The organism is Roseateles sp. Mitsp63 (assembly GCF_059491535.1).
Genome location: NZ_CP168509.1, coordinates 4,164,270 through 4,179,407, shown reverse-complemented (window position 1 = coordinate 4,179,407; position 15,138 = coordinate 4,164,270). Strand labels below are relative to the sequence as shown.

Annotated in this window: 13 protein-coding genes and 2 riboswitches; of the genes, 8 read left to right on the top strand and 5 right to left on the bottom strand. The window is 70.4% G+C overall.

All coding sequences use genetic code 11. The features are described 5' to 3' along the window. Positions 1 to 47: 47 nt before the first annotated feature. Positions 48 to 419 (bottom strand): glycine cleavage system protein GcvH, encoded by a 372-nt coding sequence (gene gcvH / locus ACEN96_RS18190; RefSeq protein ID WP_495584476.1) that lies wholly within the window; start codon positions 417 to 419, stop codon positions 48 to 50. 74 nt (positions 420 to 493) lie between these two features. Further along, complete coding sequence (gene gcvT, locus ACEN96_RS18185; RefSeq protein ID WP_495584475.1) at positions 494 to 1,627, bottom strand: glycine cleavage system aminomethyltransferase GcvT; 1,134 nt, start codon at positions 1,625 to 1,627, stop codon at positions 494 to 496. Between the two features lie 64 nt (positions 1,628 to 1,691). After that, a riboswitch (glycine riboswitch) is annotated at positions 1,692 to 1,810 on the bottom strand. An 11-nt stretch (positions 1,811 to 1,821) separates the two neighbouring features. Further along, a riboswitch (glycine riboswitch) is annotated at positions 1,822 to 1,925 on the bottom strand. Between the two features lie 110 nt (positions 1,926 to 2,035). Between gcvT and ACEN96_RS18180 the strand changes: the two genes are divergently transcribed. The 7 genes from ACEN96_RS18180 (at position 2,036) to ACEN96_RS18150 (ending at position 10,989) form a co-directional block, all read left to right on the top strand. Then, a complete protein-coding gene (locus ACEN96_RS18180; RefSeq protein ID WP_495584474.1) occupies positions 2,036 to 3,157 on the top strand; it encodes a hypothetical protein in 1,122 nt (373 codons plus the stop codon). A 37-nt stretch (positions 3,158 to 3,194) separates the two neighbouring features. After that, positions 3,195 to 3,854 carry a response regulator gene (locus ACEN96_RS18175; protein ID WP_343639106.1) on the top strand — a complete coding sequence of 220 codons (660 nt, stop codon included), beginning with the start codon at positions 3,195 to 3,197 and terminating at the stop codon, positions 3,852 to 3,854. Continuing rightward, positions 3,851 to 5,254, top strand: a complete 1,404-nt coding sequence (locus tag ACEN96_RS18170) for an ATP-binding protein (RefSeq protein ID WP_495584473.1) — start codon at positions 3,851 to 3,853, stop codon at positions 5,252 to 5,254. Before ACEN96_RS18175 ends, ACEN96_RS18170 begins: the two co-directional genes overlap by 4 nt. Positions 5,255 to 5,314: 60 nt before the next feature. Further along, positions 5,315 to 6,058 carry a hypothetical protein gene (locus tag ACEN96_RS18165; protein ID WP_495584472.1) on the top strand — a complete coding sequence of 248 codons (744 nt, stop codon included), beginning with the start codon at positions 5,315 to 5,317 and terminating at the stop codon, positions 6,056 to 6,058. A 92-nt stretch (positions 6,059 to 6,150) separates the two neighbouring features. After that, complete coding sequence (locus ACEN96_RS18160) at positions 6,151 to 7,740, top strand: DegQ family serine endoprotease (RefSeq protein WP_495584471.1); 1,590 nt, start codon at positions 6,151 to 6,153, stop codon at positions 7,738 to 7,740. Positions 7,741 to 7,923: 183 nt separating this feature from the next. Further along, on the top strand, positions 7,924 to 8,859 hold the full coding sequence (xerD, locus tag ACEN96_RS18155) for a site-specific tyrosine recombinase XerD (RefSeq protein WP_495588641.1): 936 nt from the start codon (positions 7,924 to 7,926) through the stop codon (positions 8,857 to 8,859). A 99-nt stretch (positions 8,860 to 8,958) separates the two neighbouring features. Then, complete coding sequence (locus ACEN96_RS18150) at positions 8,959 to 10,989, top strand: hypothetical protein (RefSeq protein WP_495584470.1); 2,031 nt, start codon at positions 8,959 to 8,961, stop codon at positions 10,987 to 10,989. On the opposite strand, the gene ACEN96_RS18145 is transcribed toward ACEN96_RS18150, so the two are convergent. Continuing rightward, positions 10,986 to 11,474, bottom strand: coding sequence for an Lrp/AsnC family transcriptional regulator (locus ACEN96_RS18145; protein ID WP_495584469.1), 489 nt, complete (start codon positions 11,472 to 11,474; stop codon positions 10,986 to 10,988). The two genes, ACEN96_RS18150 and ACEN96_RS18145, sit on opposite strands and share 4 nt — an antisense overlap. Positions 11,475 to 11,590: 116 nt before the next feature. On the opposite strand from ACEN96_RS18145, the gene ACEN96_RS18140 reads away from it, so the two are divergent. Further along, on the top strand, positions 11,591 to 12,193 hold the full coding sequence (locus ACEN96_RS18140) for a MarC family protein (protein ID WP_416763415.1): 603 nt from the start codon (positions 11,591 to 11,593) through the stop codon (positions 12,191 to 12,193). Here ACEN96_RS18140 and ACEN96_RS18135 read toward each other — a convergent pair. Together ACEN96_RS18135 and ACEN96_RS18130 are read right to left on the bottom strand one after the other, a co-directional pair. After that, a complete protein-coding gene (locus ACEN96_RS18135; protein WP_495584468.1) occupies positions 12,172 to 12,756 on the bottom strand; it encodes a GNAT family N-acetyltransferase in 585 nt (194 codons plus the stop codon). The two genes, ACEN96_RS18140 and ACEN96_RS18135, sit on opposite strands and share 22 nt — an antisense overlap. A gap of 19 nt (positions 12,757 to 12,775) precedes the next feature. After that, entirely contained in the window at positions 12,776 to 14,932 is a 2,157-nt protein-coding gene (locus tag ACEN96_RS18130; RefSeq protein ID WP_495584467.1) for a CHASE domain-containing protein, read from the bottom strand. Positions 14,933 to 15,138 lie beyond the last annotated feature (206 nt).

The following is a 15,138-nucleotide window of genomic DNA, read 5'->3' as shown; positions in this document are numbered from 1 at the left end:
GAACTCCCTCTCCCGCGGGCGGGAGAGGGCAGGGGTGAGGGCTGGGCTTAGGAGTTCTTCACCAGCTCGTCGTAGGCCGTGGTGTCCATCAGCCCGTCGAGTTCCGCCGGATTGGACAGCTTGACCTTGAAGAACCAGCCGGTCTTGAGCGGGTCGGAGTTGGCCAGCGACGGGTCGTCGCGCAGCGCCTCGTTGACCTCGACGATCTCGCCCGACACCGGGGCGTAGACGTCGGCGGCGGCCTTGACCGACTCGACCACGCCGGCCACTTCCTTGGCGGCGAAGGACTTGCCGACTTCCGGCAGGTCGACGAAGACCACATCGCCCAGCGCATCCTGCGCATGGACGGTGATGCCCACGGTGGCGATGCCGTCGGTGGTGTCGACCCATTCGTGGTCGGGCGTGTACTTGATGCTCATGGAGGGGCTCCGTGGAATCGGAAAGGTGAAGGGGAAATCGTCTCGGAGGACGGGACGTGATCCAGGATCGCGGATCAGCCGCGGAAGTATCCGTTGGGCGTGAAGGGCGTGGAAGAGACCGTCATCGGGGTGCGCTTGCCGCGGACCTCGGCGAAGAGTTCGGTGCCCAGCGCGGCGTACGGCGTCTGGACATAGGCCAGCGCCACCGGCTTGCCCACCGTCGGGCCCAGCGTGCCGCTGGTGACGACGCCGATCTCCTGGCCGGCGGCGTCGACGAGCCTGGCGCCTTCGCGCACCGGCATGCGCTCGGCGCTGACCAGGCCGACCCGCTTGCGCGCGGCGCCTTCGGCGAACTGGCGGTCGATCACGGCCGCGCCGGGATAGCCGCCGGCGCGGGCGCCGCCGGCGCGGCGCACCTTCTGGATCGCCCAGGTCAGCGAGGCCTCGACCGGCGTGGTGGTGGTGTCGATGTCGTGGCCGTACAGGCACAGGCCGGCTTCCAGGCGCAGCGAGTCGCGCGCGCCCAGGCCGATGGGCATCACCTCGGGCTGGGCCAGCAGCTTGCGGGCCAGCTCGACGCTGCGGGCGGCGGGGACGGAGATCTCATAGCCGTCCTCGCCGGTGTAGCCCGAGCGGGTCACGAAGGTGGGGATGCCGTCCAGGTCGAAGAAGCCGCCGGTCATGAAGACCAGCTGGGCCACGCCGGGGTTCAGGCGCGACAGCGCGGTCACGGCCTGCGGGCCCTGCAGCGCCAGCAGCGCCTGGTCGGGCAGCGGGCGGACCTCGCAGCGGCCCGCCAGGTGCTTCTGCATGTGGGCGATGTCCTGGTCGCGGCAGCCGGCGTTGACGACCACGAACAGCCCGTCGGTGCGGCGCGCGACCATCAGGTCGTCGAGGATGCCGCCGTCGTCGGCGGTGAACAGCGCGTAGCGCTGCTTGAACATCTCCAGGTCGACGATGTCGACCGGCACCAGGGTCTCGAGCGCGGCGGCGGCATCGTCACCGGCGAGCAGCACCTGGCCCATGTGGGAGACGTCGAACAGGCCGGCCTTGGCGCGGGTGTGCTTGTGCTCGGCCATCACGCCGGCGGGGTACTGGACCGGCATGTCGTAGCCGGCGAAGGGCACCATCTTGGCGCCCAGTTCGAGGTGCAGCGCGTGCAGGGGGGTCTTGAGCAGGGGCGTGTTCAGGGTCTGGTCGGCGGACATGTCTCGCTCCGAGGGCATTCGTCATGACCACCCGACTGTGAACCGATCACATCCGGGTGGGGGAGATGCCCTCGCTGTCCGCTTTACCTGAGAGATTGGCCGTCGGCGGTTGACCGGCGGCTTGCCCCTTCGGTGGACGGGCTCGACCGGTGGTCCGCCCCGCCTCTCTCCAGTGAGGAACGCCCGGCATCGCGGGCGTTTCGTCAGTCCTTTTGCCTGAGCGTTCGCAGCGTGGGATCACCAGTGCCACTGCGCCTTCGGCGGCTCCCGCGAGGGAGCTCTCTCCTGACTGGCGCGCATTGTAGTCATGGAATCGGCCCGCGGAGGTTGTCGGGTGGCGAGGTTGCGGGCGGGCACTGATCGGGCGTGCCGGCAGTTCCGTGCCGGTTTCGGGAAAGGAGGCTTGCCATGACCCCGTCGACCGCGAACTTCGCCAATCCGCTCCGGCACGCGTCCTCCGTGCCGGAGCGGAACCCGCCCGATGCCGGCTCCGCCCGTTGCCCCCGGGAGGTCCGCGCCAGACTGGCGCGGTGTCTGGCCACCGTCCTGCAGCCGTTGAAGGACGCCGAGGCGGTCAAGCGGGCCGCGCCGCCGTCCGGCAAGCCGCCGATCATCGATCTCGGGCGTACGGACATGGGGGGCGGCGAACGGCTTGCGCGTCTGGCTGAGACGATGCTCGTTCACGGGGTGGCCAGCATGGCCCTGCCGACGCCCGGACCGGACTCGACGGCGGCCACGCAGGGCCAGACGGTGGCGCAGTGGCTGCTCTCGGAAGAACGTTCGGCACGCATCTTCACCTACGACGACGCCGGCGGAGACACGCTCAGGATCGAGAGCCGGCCAAGACCGAGACGTTCGGAGTCGGGCGCGGACACGATCGAGCTCCTCGTCAACTTCAACGGACATCGTTTCGAATCGGCGATGTTGATCCATGGGGCGCCAACGAGGATGGCGACACGAAGGGTCGAGCCGTCGCCGGTGATCCGCTGTCCGGAGGATCAGGCCGTGCGGCCCGTGCAGACCCCACGAGCCGTGCAGATCGCGCCGCCTCGATCCGTGCCTCGCGCGGCGGTGCCGTCCGCTCCGCCCAAGCCGGACTTCGCCGCGCTGACCGAGCTGCTAGGGCGGATGAAGGCGCCGACCGGCGTGAAGGGCTGGTGGCGCCGGACCTTCGGGCCCAAGGCCAAGCCTGACGAGGTCGTCGAGCTCGCTCGGGCGCTGGCGCGTCCGGCGATGGCCCAGTGGCGCGACCGCTGCAAGGGGCAGGATGTGACCGTCCTGCACAGCGAGTTCCGCCACTGGTGCGGCGGACTGCTCCGCGAAAGTTTCGAAGCCTCGGCCCCGCGCTCGCGCAAGCGATGGGCCAGCCGGGTTCATGGCGATGGGACCGGTGCCTTCCGCGCCGCGTGGCAGGCGCAGGGGCATCGGCTCTACGAGGTCCTGCACGATCCCCGGGCGTCCCGGGAAACCGTCGACGAGGAGGTCGGCGCGTTCATGGTGCTGAAAGCGCTGCGAGCCGCGGCGGGCTGACGGCCGCGGATCGCCCGGCGCATGCACAATCGCGCCCATGCGACTCCTGCTGGTGGAAGACGACCTGATGATCGGCGAGCAGCTGCTCGAGCTGCTGCGCGCCGAGGGTTATGCGGTGGACTGGGTGCGTGACGGCGAGATCGCCGACACCGCGCTGCAGTCCCAGACCTACGACCTGGTGCTGCTGGACCTGGGCCTGCCCAAGCGCGACGGCATGAGCGTGCTGCAGGCGCTGCGCGGCCGCAAGCAGACCGTGCCGGTCCTGATCGCCACCGCGCGCGACGCCACCGCCCAGCGCGTGGCCGGCCTGGACGCCGGCGCCGACGACTACGTGCTCAAGCCCTTCGAACTGGACGAGCTGCTGGCCCGCATCCGCGCGCTGCTGCGCCGCGCCGCCGGCCGCGCCGAGCCGGTCTACGAGCACATGGGCGTGAGCATCAATCCCGCCACGCGCGAGGTCACCGCGCATGGCCACCCGGTCACGCTGTCGCAGCGCGAATGGGCGGTGCTGGAGCCGCTGATCGCGCGGCCCGGCATCGTGCTGTCGCGCCAGCAGCTCGAGGAGAAGCTCTACGGCTGGAAGGACGAAATCAGCAGCAACGCGGTCGAGGTCTACATCCACGGCCTGCGCAAGAAGCTGGGCGCCGAGCTGATCCAGAACGTGCGCGGCGTCGGCTACCGCGTGCCCAAGGAATGAACGCGGCGCCCGGAGACGGCGCGCCGCGGCGCAACCGGTTCACGCTGCTGCCGCGCTCGCTGCGCTACCGGCTGCTGCTGTTCCTGCTGGCCGCGATGCTGAGCAGCGCGCTGATCCAGGGCATGAGCGCCTATCGCAACGCGCTCATGGAGACCGACGAGATCTTCGACTACCAGATGCAGCAGGTCGCGCTGTCGCTGCGCGCCGGCATGGGCACGGGCCTGCCGCTGCCGCTGGGCGAGGAACAGAGCATCGACCTGATCGTGCAGGTCTGGGGCCTGGACGGCACGCCGCTGTACCGCTCGGCGGGCCCGGACTGGCTGCCGCAGCGCGCGGTGCTGGGCTTCTCCAATGTCGCGCTGCGCGGCAAGCGCTATCGCGTCTTCGCGGTGCAGGGGCGCTTCCAGGTCGTGCAGGTGGCGCAGGACATCGCGGTGCGCCAGCGCATGGCCGGCCAGCTCGCCTGGCGCACCGTGCTGCCCACCGCGCTGATGCTGCCGATGCTGGCGCTGGTCGTGTGGTGGGTGGTGTCGCACGCGCTGGCGCCGCTGGAGCGCGTGCGGCAGCAGCTGTCGCGCCGCGTCGCGCAGGACCTGGCCCCGGTGGACGAGGAGGACCTCCCCGCCGAGGTCCAGCCGCTGGTCACCGAGCTCAATGCGCTGCTGGACCGGGTGCGGCAGGCCTTCGAGCAGCAGCAGCACTTCGTCGCCGATGCGGCGCATGAACTGCGCTCGCCGCTGGCGGCGCTGAAGCTGCAGCTGCAGTCGCTGCGCCGCGCGCCGGATGACGCGGCGCGCGCGCAGGCGCTGGAGAAGCTCGGCCTGGGCATCGATCGCGCGTCGCACCTGATCGAGCAGCTGCTCGCGCTGGCGCGCCAGGACAGCGCCAAGGCGCAGGCGCCGTCGCTGCCGATCGCGCTCGACGCGCTGTGCCGCGACGCGGTCGTCGACGCGGCGACGCTGGCGCAGGCGCGCGGCGTCGACCTGGGCCTGGGGCGCTGCGATCCGGCGCTGGTCGACGGTCATCGCGAGGCGCTGACCATGCTGCTGCGCAACCTGCTGGACAACGGCATCAAGTACGGCCGCAGCCGCGTCGACCTGAGCCTGGAGCGCAGCGGCGGGATGGCGCTGCTGGTGGTCGAGGACGACGGCCCCGGCATCCCGGACGCCGAGCGCGGCCGGGTGTTCGACCGCTTCTACCGCTCCGAGGCGCAGGCGCAGCAGGCGCCGGGCAGCGGCCTGGGGCTGGCGCTGGTGCGCAGCATCGCCGATGACCACGGGGCGGCGCTGCGGCTGGGGCACAGCACGGCGCTGGGAGGCCTGCGGGTGGAGGTGACGCTGCCGCTGTCGCGGGCCAATCCGCCCAAGGCGCTGCCGGCGCCGCCGGCCGGCGGAGGGTGACGGGCGCCGAGGAACCGCGTAGCGGACAACTCCAACCCAGGATGCATCGCCTCGGAAGGAATGCCCGTGAAAACGTCTGTGAACGCATCCGCCTGCGCCGGTGTCACGGCCGATGCGGTGGCGCGGGCGGATGAGCCGCCGCGAGGCTCGGCAGCGGCCGCCGTGGCGTCAATGCCGGCCGGACCGCCTCCGGCCCGGGACTTCGGCCGCCGGCGGCTGAGCGCTTCGCAGACGGTCGCGGCGACGACACCGGCAACAGCGCCGGCGCCGGCGCCAGCGCCCGCAGTGACATCCCTGGCCAGGGCGCTCCAGTTGATGGAGTTCCATCAGCGCGTCGGCGAAGGGCTGGGTGCGAAGGATGCCAACGCGATGGCGAGGACGCTCGCGCAGCGCATGGCCAAGCCGACGGGCGTCTCGGGATGGTTCCAGCGCCTGATCACGCCCAAGTGGCGGTCGATCGAGAACCTGGCGTGGTCGCTGGCGGTGATGTCGCTGGCCCGTTTGCCGCCCGCCATGGATCCCGCGCTTCGTCATGACATCGCCGCGCGGATCGGCGCCTTGTTGATGAGCATGGCTTTCCTCATGCTGGACGAGCGAGGGCGCAGCCGTTGGAGGAGGCGGACGCAGGACAAGCGCGGGGCGTTCGCGAAGGCGCTGCGCCGCGTGCAGGCGCGGAACTCAAGCAGCAGCCGCGGTCCGGCCCCCTGGTTGGGCGAGAAGGATCGCGTCACGCTGGCCATCCTGCGCGCGATGGAGGAGGAAGGCCGCCCGAAGCCGGCGCCGGGGCCCGCCACGAAGGATTAAGAGCGACCTAAGCCAAGGTGCTCACACTTCAAGCCATCGGATCGGCGGGGACCTGTTCAGTCCCGCCGGTCGCAGCGAATCTGGAGGTTCAGATGGCTCAGCAAGTGGAGAAGATGATTCCGGTGAAGAAGCTCGTGTGGGCGCTGGCCGCGGCCGGCGTGTTGGGGGCCGCTGGCGGCGCGCTGGCGATGCGCAACGCCAAGGTGACGCCGGTGGCGCAGGCGACGCAAGTGACGGGCACGCAGCCGGCCGCGGCGGCGCCGGGCGACACCCAGGTCGCCGCGGTCACCACGCCGGCGGCCAACGCCGCGGCACCCGCCGCGAACTACACGCCGCCCCCGGCCGGCATGCCCGACTTCGCGCAGATCGCCGCGACGCAGGGGCCGGCCGTGGTCAACATCAGCGTGTCGGGCACCGTCAAGACGCGCGCCGCGCGCGCGCCGCAGATCGATCCCGACGATCCCTTCTACGAATTCTTCCGCCGCTTCGGCGTGCCGGGCATGCCCGGCGGTCCGAATGGCGGCGATGGCGGCAGCCGCGAGATCCGCGGCCAGGGCTCGGGCTTCATCGTCAGCAACGACGGCATCATCCTGACCAACGCCCATGTGGTGCAGGACGCGCAGGAGGTGGTGGTCAAGCTGACCGACCGCCGCGAGTTCCGCGCCAAGGTGCTGGGCAGCGACAAGTCCACCGACGTCGCGGTGCTGAAGATCGACGCCAAGAACCTGCCGACGGTGCGCCTGGGCGCGACGCGCGACCTGCGCGTCGGCGAATGGGTGCTGGCGATCGGCTCGCCCTTCGGCTTCGAGAACAGCGTCAGCGCCGGCGTGATCAGCGCCAAGGGGCGCTCGCTGGGCCCGGACGAGAGCCGCGTGCCCTTCCTGCAGACCGACGTCGCGATCAACCCCGGCAACTCCGGCGGCCCGCTGTTCAACGCGCGCGGCGAGGTGGTGGGCATCAACTCGCAGATCTACAGCGCCTCGGGCGGCTACCAGGGCCTGTCGTTCGCGATCCCGGTGGAGGTGGCCAGCAAGGTCCGCGCCCAGATCGAGAAGGGCGGCAAGGTGCAGCACGCCAAGCTCGGCGTGATGGTGCAGGAGGTCAACCAGGGCTTCGCCGACTCCTTCAAGCTGGACCGCCCCGAGGGCGCGCTGGTCGCCAACGTCGAGGACGGCGGGCCGGCGGCGCGCGCGGGGCTGCGCTCGGGTGACGTGATCCTGGGCTTCAAGGGCCAGAAGATCGTCTCGAGCGGCGACCTGCCGGCGCTGGTCGATCAATCGCTGCCGGGCGACAAGGCCGATGTCGAGGTGTGGCGCGCCGGCAAGCGCGAGACGCTGACCGTCACGCTGGGCGACGCCAACGAGAAGGGCGCCAAGCTCGCCAAGGGCGAGGGCAATGCCGAGTCGGCGCACGGCAAGCTGGGCCTGGCCCTGCGGCCGCTGCAGCCGGAGGAACGGCGCCAGCTCGGCACCCGCGAGGGCCTGCTGATCGAGGAAGTGGGCGAGGGCAGCGCGGCGGCGCGCGCCGGCGTCCGGCCGGGCGACGTGCTGCTGGCGATCAACGGCACGCCGGTGCAGTCGGTCGATCAGGTCCGCGGCGCGGTGCAGGGCGCGGAGAAATCCGTCGCGCTGCTGGTGCAGCGCGGCAGCGACAAGATCTTCGTGCCGGTGCGCATCGGCTGATCGAGCGCCTGCCTTCCCCCTTCTTCCTGCTCCCAACCAACCGCTGCCTGTGGCGGTTGCTCCGCGGGGCCCGCGCGTGGTGGCGCGGGCCCCTTTTTTTTCGCGCCGCCGCCGCCGGGACCTCGCGCTGGCATCATGCGCGCCATGCCGTCTCCGTCCCGCCGCGCCGCCAACGACGCCTCGATGTCCTGCGAGGGCGGCTCGCCCGCGCGCTCGCCCGAGCGTGAGCAAAGCCAGCGCGCCATCGACGCCTTCATCGAGTCGCTGTGGATCGAGGAGGGCCTGTCGAGCAACACGCAACTCGCCTACCGGCGGGATCTGCAGCTGCTGGCCGACTGGCTGGCCGCCCAACCGCGCCGCCGCGCGCTCGATCAGACCGAGGAACTCGACCTGATGGGCTACGCCGCCGCGCGCCACGATGGCGGCAAGGCGAGTTCGGCGAACCGGCGGCTGTCGGTGTTCAAGCGCTACTTCCGCTGGGCGCTGCGCGAGCACCGCATCACGCGTGATCCGACGCTCAAGCTGATCACCGCCAAGCAGCCGATGCGCGTGCCCAAGACGCTGACGCAGCAGCAGGTGGAGGGGCTGCTGGAGGCGCCGGATGTCGGCACCGCGCACGGCCTGCGCGACCGCGCGATGCTGGAGCTGATGTATGCGAGCGGTCTGCGCGTGACCGAGCTGGTGACGCTCAAGAGCGTGCACGTCGGCCTGCGCGAGGCGGTGCTGCGCGTGACCGGCAAGGGCGACAAGGAGCGCATGGTGCCTTTCGGCGAGGAGGCGCATGCGTGGCTGATGCGCTACCTGGGCGAGGCGCGGCCGCAGCTGCTGAGCGCGCGCGGCACGGACGATCTGTTCCTGAGCCGGCACGGACAGGCGATGACGCGGGAGAGCTTCTGGCGCATCGTCAAGAAGTACGCGGGGATCGCCGGGATCACGAGTCCGATCTCGCCGCACACGCTGCGGCATGCATTTGCCACCCACCTGCTGAACCATGGCGCCGATCTGCGGGCGGTGCAGCTGCTGCTGGGACACGCGGACCTGTCGACGACGCAGATCTACACGCATGTGGCGCGGGAGCGCCTGAAGGCGCTGCACGCGGCGCATCATCCGCGCGGCTGAACGCGGAGCACCGGTGCCCGAACCCCGGTGGGGCGGGGGGACACACAAGGTCCATCCCAGCACCTCGCCGCGACCCTCGAAGGGTTGCCAATTGTTCGCATGGCTCACTCCTCGTACCTGCATCCGTTCAGCGTGATGCCGAATCTGGTTCCGTTTGGCCAAGCGCCCCTCGGGTTTGGCGGTGTCCCGTACCAGCCCTGGCCACCCGGCGTGAATCCGTCGCTGGCCCAGCCGATCGCCCTCGCCGCGGCGGCTTGCGGAGGCGTGCTGGAAGGCATCGTTCACCCGTTCATCCATGCATGGATCACGCCGGCCTTTGGCAGCTTTCCATCGGTGATACAGGCACGGCTGCCAGCATTGCCGGGCCCGAACCCGCACCTGGACCAGGCAAATGCCGCTGCCGCGCTTGGCTTCGTCGAGATGCTGAAGGAACGTCGTGCCACCAACCTGATCGTTGCCGAAGGCAAGGTGCCCAGCGCGTTGCTGGCTCAACTGCAGAGATCCGGTCAGACGGTGCAGTGGCAGGTCCAGGGCAATGATGGCCGGGTCCTGACGGCGCTTTTCCGCCGGCACGATGGGATGACCGATGACGGCAGTTGGCTGCTGCAATCTGAAATCCTGGACGGATCGCGGGAAATTGCCTCGACGTTCGTCCAGGTGCATCAGGCAGATCTGAGCCGGCCGCGGGAGGCCCGCGGCGCCATCGCAAGCGCCCTTGGGACAATGCGTCGTCTTGAAGATCTTGGCGAAGCCCCCCAGTTGGTCGTGGGCTGCAATGATGGCGTCTCCGACTCGAGCTCAGTCGTGCTTGAGGCGTTCGCGCACGATGAGCAACAGCGGTCGCGAGAAAAGCAGGGCCGCGACGAAGGTCCCTGGACGCGTGATGAGTCGCAGTCCTTGTCCCCGCAGGCCCTCGCGTATGCAAAATTGTTTGCAGGCCTCCATGGCGAAGGGGCCATCGATGCAGTCACCGCATTCTTGAAGGGCGGCTCCAAGTTGCCACCGCTTCACGGCTGCGACGCGCCCCCTCTTTCAGGACGGCGACAGGAGCCGCCCGATGCCGGTCATGACGCCGATTCGGAGTTCTCATCGGTGAACGGCGAGGAGGAGCAGCTCACGTGGGATGACAATCCCAGCCTGACGGCGCTTGTGTCGGACCTGAAGTCGGACATGGAAGAGCTGCGGCATTCCTACCTTCGTCCAGCGGTGAGCGAGATCAGCACGCAAACGGAGCGCAGTTCCGAGGAGTCTCCATCGCCCGCACCCGCGAAGCGGCCCGCGCCGCCCGCGCCATCAACGCCTCCACCGGCGTTGCAGACACCGCAGACACCGCAGACACCGCAGACACCGCCGACGGTGCAACTGCCCGTGGCTCCCAAGCCCAAGCCTCTGCCGGACGCGCGCCCGCGCTCCGGCCCTCGGATCGAGAGCAGCAATGCGGAGCTGGTTCAGAGGAGAAGGGCGGAGCAGGCTCGCCGGGGGCAGCGGTTCCTGATGGATGCCAATAATTTGAGGGTCAAGCGCATGCCAAATGTCCCGAGCACGCCGCTTCCCTCCGAGTCGATGCCCAGTGTCAGCGCCGACCAGCGCTCGTTGACACGGCGTCTCGAAGAGATTCGAGGCGAGTCCGATCTCCGGAATATTGATCAACGCAGGCCATTGAAGGATGGGATGAAGCAACTGTTCCTTACGATGGACGGGGCCTTGACTCGGCGGGCAGCGGTCGGGCGCGTCCTTGGCAGGACGTCAAAGGATCCTTTGGGTGACGTGGTCATCAACAGCACCATGTTGCTCATTGCCGATGTTCGACGCGCCTACGCTGCGCGGGGAGGAAATCTGATAGGAGGGGACGGGGAGTACATCATCCGCAATCTGGCGAAGGCGGCGAGGAACGCCTTCGATGAACTGCCGCCGGAGACGAGGCTTCGGATCCAGCGGGCGTTCCGTGAGGAGAGCGGCGTCATCAAGGCAGTGCAGCAATCGAGAGATGCACAACTTGCGGTGATGCACTCGTTCACTTTGTCGGACAGAACACTGGAGGATCCGGCCTACGCCGCCGCCTCTCGCCGCCAGGAGGCGCTGAGCTACACGATCGAAGCGTTGATGCACGCCGTGCGAGCCCCTGCCTAAGCCACCGGCAGCCCCGCCGGCGGCTTGATCTCCTCCAGGCAGATCATCGACCGCACGTCCGCCACCCCGTCCAGCTGCATCAGCTTGTCGGTGAGGAACTTGGACAGCGCCTGCAGGTCGCGCGCGACCACCTTGAGCAGGTAGTCCGAGTCCCCCGACACGGTGTGGCATTCCAGGATCTCGGGGAAGTCGCGGATCAGCGACTCGATCTCGCGCACGCGGGCGAAGGCCTGGGCGGTGATGTTCAGGCTGACATAGGCCGTCACCCCCAGCCCCAGCGCCAGCGGCGCGACGTCGGCCCGGTAGCCGCGCAGCACGCCGCGCTCCTCCAGCGCCCGCACGCGGCGGAAGCACTGCGGCGCTGACAGATGCACCCGCGCCGCCAGGTCCACGTTGGACATCCGTCCGTCGCGCTGCAGCTCCTGCAGGATCCGCAGGTCGATCGCGTCCAGCGCGGGGAAGGCCTTCTTGTCCATCTTGTTCATCAGCGGGATCGTGGCGAGGAATCATTGCGATTCTATGGAATCGAATGAACAAAGCGTGCGTGGCCGGCCGCCAGCATCAAGCCGGCGAAGGCCGCCTTCGGCGAGAATCGCGCCCCATGGATCACAGCTTTCTCTCCGCCCTCATCCTGCTGCTGCTGGTGCTGGACCCGCTCGGCAGCCTCCCGATCTTCATCCCCATCATGCGGTCCGTGCCGCGCGAGCGCCGCCTGAAGGTTGCGCTGCGCGAGGTCGGCATCGCCTTCGCGGTGCTGCTCGCGTTCATGTTCCTGGGCGAGGGCTTCCTGCGCCTGATGCACCTGTCCGAGCGCTCGCTCGAGGTCGCCGGCGGCGTGATCCTGATCATCATCGCGATCCGGATGATCTTCAGCCATGCCGGCGAGTCCGCCTACGGCATGGAGACCGGCAAGGAGCCGTTCATCTTCCCGCTGGCCGTGCCGCTGCTGGCCGGTCCGTCGGCGATGGCCACGGTGCTGCTGCTGGCCTCGCGCCAGCCGGACCGCGTCGCCGAGTGGATAGGCGCGCTGTTCACCGCGATGGTGATCTCGTTCCTGGCGCTGATCCTGGCCGACCGCATCCGCAAGCTGCTGGGCGACTCGGTCGTCTCGGCGCTCGAGAAGCTGATGGGACTGGTGCTGACCGCCATCGCGGTCGAGATGATCCTGTCGGGCCTGAAGCGCTACTTCGTCGGCGGGCTCTGATCGGCGCAGGCGGCGATCTCCGCCGCCGCCTGGGCCGAGGCCGGCCAGGCGCGCCACTCGTCGGCGGTCATGCCGTAGAGCGCGCCGTCGAAGTCGTACCAGTGCTCGATCGCGCGAAAGCGCATGCCCAGCTTCTGCATCACGTGCGCGGAGCCGCTGTTGGCCTGGTCGCAGAACGCGACCAGCTGCGGCGCCTTGAGGTCGTCGATCGCGAAGGCCGCCATGCGGCGCGCCGCCTCCGACGCATAGCCGCGGTCCCAGCGGTCGCGGCGCAGCCGCCAGCCGAGCTCATGCGGATTGGCGCGATCGCGGCCGATGTGCTGCACGCAGCCGGCGCCGACGATCTGGCCGCCATCGCGCTCCAGGAAGGTCCACCAGCTGTAGCCCCATTCCGCCCAGCGCGCCTTGACGCGGTCGATCATCGCCTGCGTGTCCGCCAGCGTGTCGGGCTTGCCGGTGATGTAGCGCATCACGTCGGGGTCGCGGTTCATCTCGAACAGGCCCGCCAGGTGCGCGTCGGTCATCGGCTCCAGGCGGAGCCGGGGAGTGAGCAGGATGGTCATCCGGCGACTGTATGACGGCTCAGCGCGCATGACTCCGGTCATCCCGGAGCGCCCCGTCCTCCGGGGACGGCGCGGGCCAGGCGCGTGACGGCCCGGGCGCCACGCGCAGCGCGGACAGGTCCAGTTCCTGCGGCGGCGACGCGCCGTCCAGCCAGCGGATGCGGCAGCGTCCGGCCCGCTTGGACTCGAACATCGCCTGGTCGGCGCGGCTGAGCAGCACCTCCGCGTCGACACCGTCGAGCGGGAAATGCGCCACGCCGATGCTGCTGCCCACCTGCACGACGGCGCCCGAGGCCAGCCGCACCGGCTCCAGGATCGCGCGCAGCAGGCGCTCGCAGATGGCGCGGCTCGCGTCGGGGCCGGCCAGCGGCGTCAGCAGCACGACGAACTCGTCACCGCCCAGCCGCGCCGCGGTGTCCGAGGCCCGGATCCCGTCCGACAGCCGCCTCGCCACCGCCTGGAGCACCTCGTCGCCGGCTTCGTGCCCGTGCGTGTCGTTGACGGCCTTGAACCCGTCCAGGTCCAGGAAGGCCACCGCGACGGTCCCTCCCTGCCGCTGCATCGCGCCCATCGCCTGGCGCAGCCGGTCGGCGAGCAGCGCCCGGTTGGGCAGTCCGGTGAGCGCGTCGTGGAAGGCGGCATGCTCGACGCTGGCCTCGTGGGCCTTGCTCTGCGTGATGTCGACCATCATCCAGAGCGTGGTGCCGGGCTCGCGCTCGCCGGGCAGCGCCACGCCGTGCAGATCGACCCAGAACAGCCCGCCGTCCTTGCGCCGCATCTGCACCTGGCTGCGGTAGTGGCCGCCGCGCACCAGCACCGGATAGGCGTTCTCGCCCAGGGCGTCGTAGGTGGCCTCGTCGACGTAGAGGTCGCGCACGGCCAGATGGAGCATCTCGTCCGCGCTGTAGCCGAACATCCGGCCCAGCACGCGGTTCTGCCAGACGATGCGGCGCTCGCGCAGCTTGGCGATGGCGATGATCTCGGTGTCCAGCATCGCCTGCTGGTCCAGCATCAGCAGCCGCAGGTCCTCCGTCATCGCGTCGGCCAGGGCCTGCGCGCGGACCCGTCCGGCGGCCAGCAGGTAGGTGGTGGCCGCCAGCAGCAGCGTCAGCAGCGTGCCGAACAGCCCGGGCCCCCAGCCGGCCGCGTCGATCACGGCGCGCTCATAGGCGGGGGTCAGCGCGGCCTCGACGCGGAAGGCGCGCCCCGCGATCACGAGCCGGCGTTCATCGCTGACCACCCGGTTGGCGAAGCCGGGGCGCATGTCCGGCGCGGTGTCCAGCGGCTGGATGCCGGTGGCGGAGTCGAGCAGCAGGTCCTCCGTCCCGGTGTGGTCGTCGACCAGCAGCCGGAAGTCCAGCGGCGCCGCCCCCAGGCCCTCCTTGAGGCCGGCGAGGATCTCCTGCGCCACCAGCGGCGCGTAGAGCATGCCCAGCAGCGCCTGGCGGCGCTGGTCGGGGGTGACCGGGTCGGCGCCGTCGCGGAACACCGGCACCAGCAGCAGCATGCCGGGCCCTTGCGCATGGTCCTGCACCAGCGGCACGGGCGCGGACAGCGCCGCCTCGCCCGAGGCGATGGCGCGCTCGATGGCTTCGCGGCGCACGCGTTCGGCGCCCAGGTCGTAGCCCCAGGCGGGGTAGTTCTGCGACAGCGGCTCGATGTGGGCGACGACGAAGAGGTCCGGCGCATCGCCGCTCGTGTGCACGGTGAACTGCGGCGCGCCATCGGCCCGCTGCGCGGCGATGAACGCGGGCAGCTCCTCGCGCGGCACGCGCGGCACGAAGCCGAAGCCGCGCACGCCCGGGAACTCGTGCATCAGGTCGCGGCTCTGGACGTAGGTCCGGAAGGCCTGCCGGCTGATCCGCCCGCGCAATGCGGCGATCGTGCCGCGGGCGCCCTTGAGGCCGTACACCGGCGGCACGAAGCGCTGGACGACGTCCCGCTGCAGGCGGTCGAGCTGGGCGTCGAGCACGGTGCCGGCCTCCGCCACGACATGGTTGCGGTTCCAGAGCATCGCGCTGAGCGTCAGCACCATGCCGGTGATCAGCACCAGCAGCGCGCCGACGACCGCCGTCATCGGCAGCTCCGGGGCGGCGCGCATGTCCGGCCCGGGCGGCGCCGGGTCGGTGGCGGGCTCTGCGGCCGGCTCGAGGGGGATCCCTGAAGAGGCGTTCATCGGCGGTGCGGCGGGGCCGCGGGCTCGGAACACAGCTGACAACTGTAGGCCAGCGCCCGCGCCGCCGCACGCATCCCTGCGGGCGGTCCGGATTCGTTACATCTGGCGTGACGCGCGCGGGCGCGGCGGCCTATCCTCCCTCGGTCAAGGGGGCGGCCCCGGGCAACAGGGGGCGGCGCGCGGCTTGCTCCTGTGCTGCAATCCAG